Consider the following 8,670-nt stretch of genomic DNA (forward strand, 5'->3'; position numbering starts at 1 on the left):
GCGCCGCCGGTCGAGGAGATCAAGGTCGGCAATCAGATCCTGGAGTCGCTGAATCTGAAGCCGCGGCGTCTGGAGATCGTCTCGTGTCCGTCCTGTGGTCGCGCCCAGGTCGATGTGTACAAGCTCGCGGAAGAGGTCACGGCCGGGCTGGACGGTATGGAGGTGCCGCTCCGGGTCGCGGTGATGGGCTGTGTGGTGAACGGTCCGGGGGAGGCGCGGGAGGCCGATCTCGGGGTGGCTTCCGGTAATGGCAAGGGGCAGATCTTCGTGAAGGGTGAGGTCATCAAGACCGTGCCGGAGTCGAAGATCGTGGAGACGCTGATCGACGAGGCCATGAAGATCGCCGAGCAGATGGAGAAGGACGGCATCGCCTCCGGCGAGCCCGAGGTCTCCGTCGGGGCCTGATCACGACGACGGGGGCACCCCGGGGCAGCCGCATTGATCGTCCCTGATCAGGAGCGCGCCGCGACCGGCTGCCAGGTACAGTGCGGAGATCAGTAGCCCGTATGGTGAGGCCCCCGTTCACGTGTTGACTCAGACGACCACCAAGGTCCTGGAAGCAGGCGACCCCGGTGTGCTCGCCGCCGTACTCGAGATCCTCGGGCGCGAGCCGGTCAACAACGCCTTCGTCGCCGCTCGGGTCCATGTCGCCGGCCTCGACCCCTGGCGCCTCGGCGGCGAGATGTGGGGCTGGTACGCCGACGGCAGGCTGCGCTCGCTCTGCTACGCCGGCGCGAACCTGGTCCCGATCTGCGCCACCCCGGACGCGGTACGCGGCTTCGCCGACCGGGCCCGCCGGGCCGGCCGCCGCTGCTCGTCCATCGTCGGCCCCGCCGAGCCCACCGCCCTGCTGTGGAAGCTGCTCGAGCCCGGCTGGGGCCCCGCCCGCGAGGTCCGCTCCCACCAGCCGCTGATGGTCACCGACCGGATGCCGGACGGCATAGAGCCCGACCCGTACGTCCGCCGGATCCGCAAGGACGAGATGGACGTGATCATGCCGGCCTGCGTCGCCATGTTCACCGAGGAGGTCGGCGTCTCGCCGATGGCCGGCGACGGCGGACTCCTCTACCAGGCGCGGGTCGCCGAACTCGTCGGCTCCGGGCGGTCCTTCGCCCGTATCGAGAACGGCCAGGTGATCTTCAAGGCGGAGATCGGCGCCGCCACGGACGGCGCCTGCCAGATCCAGGGCGTCTGGGTCGCACCCGAGTACCGGGGCCAGGGCCTGTCCGTACCGGGCATGGCGGCCGTCCTGCGTTATGCCCTCGCCGATGTCTCGCCGGTCGTCAGCCTGTACGTGAACGACTTCAACACCGCCGCCCGGGCCTCGTACCGCAGGGTCGGCTTCCAAGAGGTCGGCGCGTTCATGAGCGTTCTCTTCTGAACCCGCCTCCGGACGAGCCCCCGGTCTGCGCACCCGTGGTCCAGAACCCCCGCTGACCTGCCCGAGCGGCCAGTAGGGTTCCCCCATGACAGAAGCAGCCGCCGTGATCGGGCCGCTCGACCTCGCCGCCCACGTCGACGAGGCGCTCGCCGTACAGTCCCTCGCCTTCGGCCTCAGCGACGACGAGATCGAGGTGCGCCGGCAGATCGTGCTGCGCCACCTCGGCAGCCCGGGAGCACGCGCCCTCGGCGCCACCAACTCCGAGGGCCGCCTGATCGGCTTCGTCTACGGAATGCCGAACGACCGCGGCCACTGGTGGTCCACCGTCGTCGAGCCGTACCTGCGCAGCCTCGACAGCGACCACTGGCTCGACGACTCCTTCGTGATCACCGAACTGCATGTGCACCCACGCCACCAGAACCGCGGCATCGGACGCGCCCTGATCACCGCGATCACCGACTCCGCGGAGGAGCCCCGCTCGATCCTCTCGGCCATCGACACCGACAGCCCGGCCCGCGGCCTGTACCACTCGCTCGGCTACCACGACCTCGCCCGCCAGGTGATTTTCCCCTCCGCCCCCAGGCCGTACGCGGTGATGGGAGCGCCGCTGCCGCTGCGCCGGAGCTGAATCGATTTCCGCACCCGCCCGTGGCCCGGCTAACCTCCTGACCATTCACAGGTTTCCACGCAGGAGTTCACCATGGCCCAGGTCCAGCGCATGTCCCGGTTGATGATCAAGACACTGCGCGACGACCCGGCGGACGCCGAGACGCTCAGCCACAAGCTGCTGGTCCGCGCCGGATACGTACGCCGGAACGCGGCGGGCATCTGGACCTGGCTGCCGCTCGGCAAGAAGGTCCTCGAGAACGTCACGCGCGTCGTGCGCGAGGAGATGGACGCCATCGGCGGCCAGGAGGTCCTGCTGCCGGCCCTGCTGCCCAAGGAGCCCTACGAGGCGTCCGGCCGCTGGGACGAGTACGGCGACCTGCTGTTCCGGGTCAAGGACCGCAAGGGCGGCGACTACCTCCTCGGCCCCACCCACGAAGAGGTCTTCACCCAGACCGTCAAGGACCAGTGCACGTCCTACAAGGACCTGCCGGTGATCCTCTACCAGATCCAGACCAAGTACCGCGACGAGGCCCGCCCGCGGTCCGGCGTGCTGCGCGGCCGCGAGTTCCAGATGAAGGACGCGTACTCCTTCGACACCAGCGACGAGGGCCTGGCCGAGTCGTACGCACTGCACCGCGAGGCGTACCAGAACATCTTCCGCCGCCTCGGGCTCGACTTCCGTATCTGCTCGGCCGTCTCCGGGGCGATGGGCGGCTCCGCCTCCGAGGAGTTCCTGGCCCCGGCCGCGGCCGGCGAGGACACCTTCGTGGACTGCCCGGAGTGCGACTACGCGGCCAACACGGAGGCCGTCACCTTCGCCCTGCAGCCCGTCGAGGGCCAGGACCACCCCGCGCTCGAGGAACTCGACACCCCGGACACCCCGACCATCGAGACCCTCGCCGAGCACCTGGGCGTCCCCGCTTCGGCGACCCTGAAGAACCTCCTGGTCAAGGTCGACGGCGAGATCGTCGCCGTGGGCGTGCCCGGCGATCGCGAGGTCGACCTCGGCAAGCTGGGCGAGCAGCTGTCGCCCGCCGTCGTCGAACTGGTCACCGCGGAGGACTTCGAGGGCCGCGACGACCTGGTGCGCGGCTACGTCGGCCCGCAGGGCCTGGAGAAGGTCCGCTACATCGCCGATCCGCGCGTCGCCCCCGGCACCTCCTGGATCACCGGAGCCAACAAGCCGGACACCCACGCGAAGAACGTGGTCTGCGGCCGCGACTTCGAGGTCGACGACTACGTGGACGTCGTGGTCGTCGAGGAGGGCGACCCGTGCCCCAAGTGCGGCGCCGGGGTCAAGCTCGACCGGGCGATCGAAATCGGCCACATCTTCCAGCTGGGCCGCAAGTACGCCGACACCTTCCAGCTCGACGTGCTCGGCAAGGAGGGCAAGCCGGTCCGCGTGACCATGGGCTCGTACGGCATCGGCGTCTCGCGCGCGGTCGCCGCGCTCGCCGAGCAGTCCGCCGACGACAAGGGCCTGTGCTGGGCTCCCGAGGTGGCGCCGGCCGATGTGCACGTCGTCGCCGCGGGCAAGGCCGCCCAGACCGAACTGGCCCTCGAGGTCGCCGAGAAGCTCGGCGCCGCGGGCGTCCGGGTGCTCGTCGACGACCGGGCGGGCGTCTCGCCCGGCGTGAAGTTCACCGACGCCGAGCTGATCGGCGTGCCCACCGTCCTGGTCGCCGGCCGGCGCACCGCGGAGGGCGTCGTCGAGCTCAAGGACCGCCGCACCGGCGAGCGCGAGGAGCTGCCGGTCGCCGAGGCGATCGCCCGCATCACCGCCTGACGCGGGGGCACATGACGCACTGCGCGGCGGCGGGTGACCCGGAATCCGGGGCACCCGCCGTTCGTCTCCGCGCCTCGACTCAGAGCCAGGCGGCGAACTCGAGCAGCAGCTCCGCCCGCGACCGCCGCCCCTCGCGCAGCGACACCAGAGCATCGTCCACCGCACGGAACAGGGTCCAGCCGCGCAGCCTGTCGCGGTCCACGTCGAGCGAATCCGCGAGCCGGCCCACCCGCCGGCGGGCCGTCGAGGCGCCGCTGCTCGACGCCACCAGATCGTCGAGCCGGTCGAGCGCGGGCCTGGCCAGCTCGTACGCCCGCTCGCCGACCACCGGCACCGGACCCACCGCGAGCCAGTGCGTACGCTCGCCGGCCAGCACCTTGCCCTGGTGGAACTCGCCGTGCAGCAACAGCTGTTCGGCCGGCTCCGCGAGGAGCTCGGCGCGCGCATCCAGCGCCGCCGTCGCCAGTGGCCGGATCTCGTCGTCCACCGTGGCCATCGCCGCCGCCGGCGCCTCGGTCCGCTCCGCCACGTACGCGAAACCGTGCTCCGCGGGCGGCTCCACCCACAGCCTGCGCACCGTGCCGGCCGCCTCCAGGAGCGCCTTCGCCTCCGGCAGCGAGCGCAGCGTGACATCGGGCTGCAGGCGCTCGAGGAGCAGCGCTCCGGGCACGCTCGCGTCCAGGAGCAGGCACGCGCCGTGCCCGTCCCAGTGGGCGAGCGCCGCCGCCTCCCGCTCCGGATGGGCACCCGGCGGAGCCAGCTTCAGGGCGGCCGGTGTGCCGTCCGGGCGGCGCACCAGGACCACCACACTGGAACGCCCGCCCGGAAGCTGCACCCGCTCCACGCTCAGACCGAGCCGCGCGGTGACCTCCTCGACGAGGTCCGGCACCTTGGCCGGCCACCCGGCAGCGTCCTCCCGAGCCGCGTCCGGGGCGTGGCCGAGCGCTCGCACCAGTCGTGCCGGTGCCTCGAATTCCCTCCGCGACATGCGCGCGCTGTTTCCTCTCAGCCGTTCGGTGCTGCTGCTCGGTCCCGCCGTCCGCCCCGTCCGCCCCGTCCGTCCCGTCCGCCCCGGCCGCTCAGACGAGGCCCGCCGACTCGGGGGCGGCTGCGGTACGTGACGCCTCCCCGCGCCCCGTGGTCGGACCGTCCTGCGGACCGCCCGTCGGGGTGGCGCTCGGGCTGGGCGCCGAGGACCGTTCGGCGAGCCCGGGGAAGGCTACGCTGCCACCGCGCCAGCGCGCCGCACGCACGGCGGCCTCACGCAGTGCCTCGGCCGCCGCCGCACGCCGCTCGCCCTCGGCGGCCCGCACCAGATCCGCGTACACACCGGCCACCCGGTCCTCCAACTCCGCGGCGAGCCGCGCGGCAGCGCCCGAGTCCGGGACGGGGAAGGGCAACGCGTAGGCGGCCGCGGCCTGTTCGGGCTCGTCGCCCAGATCGCGAACGGTCCGCCGCAGGCCGTCACGCCGGGCGCGGTGTGCGTCGTAGCCGGCGCGCGCCTCCGCGCGGCGCTCCTCGCCGATGCGGCCGCCGACCACCCCGTAGCCGTACACGGCGGCGTGCTCCGCGCGCAGCGCCGCCTGACAGGCCGCGATCACCTCGGCGTTCACTTCTTCTCTCCCTCGGTGAGCAGATAGGCGTGCGCGTCACCGGCGGCAGCGACCGAGGCGAGCAGCCGGGCCCGCTCGCCCGGGGCGTCCGCGAGGCCCTCTCGGCGCCGGTCCGCGAGCTTCTGCTCGGCCGCGGCGAGCGTCCGCAGCGCGTCCTTCTCGTCGGCCGGTACGTCGAAGGGCCCCCGGGATCCGGGGGACGCGGCGGCGGACGGCGACGGCGGTGCGGGGGAGCTCGACGGCGTGCCGGAGGCCGACGGCGAGGCGTCGGAACCGGGCGGCGACGCCTCGAAGGCCTCGGCATGCCGCAGCGTCTCCGTACGCAGCGGCCGGAGCCGGTCGGTGAGCTGCGGGTGCGCGGCGAGCACCGCGTCGTAGTGCGCGGCGAGCCGACGGCTGTCGCGCGAGGCACGCGCGCGTGCCCGGCGTTCCGCGGACGGCCGCTCGTCGTCGCCCCCCGAGCCGCCTCCCGAACAGCCGACGAGCAGCGCGGCACCGGCCGCCGTGGCCAGCAGGCTCCTTCTGCGCAGCCCCGGTGGGGGCGGCGAGGCATGGGTGAACGGCACGGCAGACGTCCTCGTGGGGCTCGTGACCAGCAGCGGCATCAGGGTTCGGGATGGGCGGCGACTGAAGCACCGGGCGGCGGCCCGGCCGCGATCACCGTACCTTCGGCCGGTGCTCGTACAGTCCAGCGGCTCGTCCCACGGGCGCAGACGGCCCCCGGTGGACCGTTCCGGCACAGGTGGACGGCAACACCCCTGGCGACCGGATACCCTTTGAGCTGACACGCGACGAGACCACAACAGCACACGCGGCCGAGGAGTCACCCGGATGAGCACCACCCAGAGCGAGAGGCTGCGCGGACTCGTAGAACCGCTCGTCAGCTCCAAGGATCTGGACCTCGAAGAGATCACCGTGACCCCGGCCGGAAAGCGGCGTGTGCTCCGCATCGTGGTCGACGCGGACGACGGCGTGCAGCTTGACACCTGCGCCGAGCTCAGCCGCGAGATCTCCGAGCAGCTGGACACCACGGACGTGATGGGCCCGGGCGAGTACGTGCTCGAGGTGACGTCCCCGGGAGCCGACCGGCCGCTGACCGCGCACCGGCACTATGTCCGCGCGACCGGCCGTCTGGTGAAGTTCCGGCTGACCGCTCAGGCCGGCTCCGGCGAACTCGTCGCCCGCATCCTCGAGGTGGACGAGGACGGACTCGACCTCGAAGTGCCCGGCGTCAAGGGCCGCAAGCCCACCGCCCGGCGGCTCCCCTTCGCGGACATCGACCGCGCTCGCGTGGAGGTCGAGTTCAACCGCAAGGACACGACCGGCAAGTCCGGCAAGTCCGGCAACGCCGATAACGCCGACAACAACACGAAGAACGAAGAGGAGGCGTAACCGTGGACATCGACATGAGCGCCCTCAGGGGCCTGGTCCGTGAGAAGGAGATCTCCTTCGACCTGCTGGTCGAAGCGATCGAGTCCGCCCTCCTCATCGCCTACCACCGCACCGAGGGAAGCCGCCGCCACGCGCGCGTGGAGCTCGACCGCCAGAGCGGACACGTGACGGTCTGGGCGAAGGAGGACCCCGCCGACCTCGAAGAGGGCCAGGAGGCCCGCGAGTTCGACGACACCCCGTCCGGCTTCGGGCGGATCGCGGCCACCACGGCGAAGCAGGTCATCCTGCAGCGCCTGCGCGACGCGGAGGACGACGCGACCCTCGGCGAGTACGCGGGCCGCGAGGGCGACATCGTCACCGGCGTCGTCCAGCAGGGCCGCGACCCGAAGAACGTCCTGGTCGACATCGGCAGGCTCGAGGCGATCCTGCCGGTCCAGGAGCAGGTGCCCGGCGAGACGTACCCGCACGGCATGCGCCTGCGCAGCTATGTCGTACGTGCGGTCAAGGGTGTCCGCGGTCCTTCGGTGACGCTGTCCCGGACCCACCCCAACCTGGTGAAGAAGCTCTTCTCGCTCGAGGTCCCCGAGATCGCGGACGGTTCGGTGGAGATCTCCGCCATCGCGCGCGAGGCCGGCCACCGCACCAAGATCGCGGTGCGCTCCACGCGCTCCGGACTGAACGCCAAGGGCGCCTGCATCGGCCCGATGGGCGGCCGGGTGCGCAACGTCATGGCGGAGCTCAACGGCGAGAAGATCGACATCGTCGACTGGTCCGACGACCCGGCCGACATGGTGGCGAACGCCCTCTCGCCGGCCCGCGTCAGCAAGGTCGAGATCGTCGACCTCGCCGCCCGCTCGGCCCGCGTCACGGTGCCGGACTACCAGCTGTCGCTGGCCATCGGCAAGGAGGGCCAGAACGCCCGCCTCGCCGCCCGGCTGACCGGCTGGCGCATCGACATCAGGCCCGACACCGAGACGTCCGGATCGTCGCTGGAGTCGGCCGACCGGACCGACGGCGATCACTGAGGGCGCTCGAGCCGCGCGCCGAACGCAAGGATCAGGCCGAAGATCCCCGGGATCAGGACGATCGATCACAAAGACAGCCGTTCGATTCTTGCCCCAATGGGGTGAGGTCGGTACGGGGAGGTAGACTTGAGCGTGTCTGGCCGGACGCATGCCCGAGCATGCCCTGAGCGCACGTGTGTGGGGTGCCGGGAGCGAGCGGCCAAGAAGGATCTGCTGCGCATCGTGGCGATCGAGGGCGTCTGTGCCCCTGATCCACGCGGTACGCTGCCCGGCCGGGGTGCCTATGTACACCCCGCCCTGGTCTGTCTCGACCTGGCGGTCCGCCGCCGAGCGTTCTCTCGGGCCTTCCGAGTCCGGAGTGCGCTCGACACCGCGGAGCTGCGCCGGTATGTCGAGCAGGCGACACCGTAAGACGTGCCGTACGGAACCCCGTACGGCCTGGTACCTCGCGAGTCGGAAGTAGGTCGAGATTGCGATGAGCACTCGATGAGTACGCGATGAGTACGCCCATGAAGTAGCGACGGTCCGGCGTAACCCGGACCTAAAAGGAGCGAAGTGGCTAAGGTCCGGGTATACGAACTCGCCAAGGAGTTCGGCGTGGAGAGCAAGGTCGTCATGGCCAAGCTCCAAGAACTCGGGGAGTTCGTCCGTTCGGCGTCCTCGACGATCGAGGCGCCCGTAGTACGCAAGCTGACCGACGCGTTCCAGCAGGGCAACGGCTCCGGCAAGTCCGGTGCGAAGCCCGCGGCCCCGCGCAAGAGCGCGGCGCCCAAGCCCGCGTCCCCGTCGGCGCCGTCCCCCGCGCAGGCAGCACGAGCCGCCGCGCCCAAGCCCGCGCCGGCCCCGAAGCCGGCCGCGGCAGAG

General features: G+C 71.7%; 11 protein-coding genes. 8 read left to right on the plus strand and 3 right to left on the minus strand.

Features of this window, described 5'->3' with window-relative positions:
- The 4 genes from DY218_RS03760 to DY218_RS03775 all read left to right on the plus strand — a co-directional run.
- Positions 1 to 405: flavodoxin-dependent (E)-4-hydroxy-3-methylbut-2-enyl-diphosphate synthase (locus tag DY218_RS03760; RefSeq protein WP_158573968.1), on the plus strand; the 405-nt coding region annotated here is incomplete at its 5' end.
- Between the two features lie 121 nt (positions 406 to 526).
- Entirely contained in the window at positions 527 to 1,381 is an 855-nt protein-coding gene (locus DY218_RS03765; RefSeq protein WP_199566620.1) for a GNAT family N-acetyltransferase, read from the plus strand.
- 85 nt (positions 1,382 to 1,466) lie between these two features.
- Positions 1,467 to 2,009, plus strand: a complete 543-nt coding sequence (locus DY218_RS03770; RefSeq protein WP_128554453.1) for a GNAT family N-acetyltransferase — start codon at positions 1,467 to 1,469, stop codon at positions 2,007 to 2,009.
- 72 nt (positions 2,010 to 2,081) lie between these two features.
- Entirely contained in the window at positions 2,082 to 3,776 is a 1,695-nt protein-coding gene (locus DY218_RS03775) for a proline--tRNA ligase (RefSeq protein ID WP_128554454.1), read from the plus strand.
- A 79-nt stretch (positions 3,777 to 3,855) separates the two neighbouring features.
- On the opposite strand, the gene DY218_RS03780 is transcribed toward DY218_RS03775, so the two are convergent.
- The 3 genes from DY218_RS03780 to DY218_RS03790 all read right to left on the minus strand — a co-directional run bounded on the left by DY218_RS03780 (position 3,856) and on the right by DY218_RS03790 (position 5,955).
- Positions 3,856 to 4,764 (minus strand): aminoglycoside phosphotransferase family protein, encoded by a 909-nt coding sequence (locus tag DY218_RS03780; protein WP_128554455.1) that lies wholly within the window; start codon positions 4,762 to 4,764, stop codon positions 3,856 to 3,858.
- 91 nt (positions 4,765 to 4,855) lie between these two features.
- Entirely contained in the window at positions 4,856 to 5,389 is a 534-nt protein-coding gene (locus DY218_RS03785) for a ferritin-like domain-containing protein (RefSeq protein ID WP_128554456.1), read from the minus strand.
- Positions 5,386 to 5,955: a hypothetical protein gene (locus tag DY218_RS03790; protein ID WP_128554457.1), complete on the minus strand. Its 570-nt coding sequence runs from the start codon at positions 5,953 to 5,955 to the stop codon at positions 5,386 to 5,388. The genes DY218_RS03785 and DY218_RS03790 overlap by 4 nt, the downstream gene beginning before the upstream one ends.
- Before the next feature lie 265 nt (positions 5,956 to 6,220).
- Here DY218_RS03790 and rimP point away from each other — a divergent pair, with 265 nt between their 5' ends.
- From rimP to DY218_RS03810, 4 genes are all read left to right on the plus strand, one after another.
- Positions 6,221 to 6,781 carry a ribosome maturation factor RimP gene (gene rimP, locus DY218_RS03795; protein ID WP_128554458.1) on the plus strand — a complete coding sequence of 187 codons (561 nt, stop codon included), beginning with the start codon at positions 6,221 to 6,223 and terminating at the stop codon, positions 6,779 to 6,781.
- Between the two features lie 2 nt (positions 6,782 to 6,783).
- On the plus strand, positions 6,784 to 7,806 hold the full coding sequence (nusA, locus tag DY218_RS03800; RefSeq protein WP_128554459.1) for a transcription termination factor NusA: 1,023 nt from the start codon (positions 6,784 to 6,786) through the stop codon (positions 7,804 to 7,806).
- Between the two features lie 132 nt (positions 7,807 to 7,938).
- Positions 7,939 to 8,217 carry a YlxR family protein gene (locus DY218_RS03805; protein WP_128554461.1) on the plus strand — a complete coding sequence of 93 codons (279 nt, stop codon included), beginning with the start codon at positions 7,939 to 7,941 and terminating at the stop codon, positions 8,215 to 8,217.
- Positions 8,218 to 8,361: 144 nt separating this feature from the next.
- Positions 8,362 to 8,670, plus strand: a 309-nt coding sequence (locus tag DY218_RS03810; RefSeq protein ID WP_199566621.1) for a translation initiation factor IF-2 N-terminal domain-containing protein, incomplete at its 3' end; no start/stop codon positions are given.

Origin of the sequence: Streptomyces triticagri, assembly GCF_003429565.1 — a bacterium.
Classification (GTDB): Bacteria; Actinomycetota; Actinomycetes; order Streptomycetales; family Streptomycetaceae; genus Streptomyces; species Streptomyces triticagri.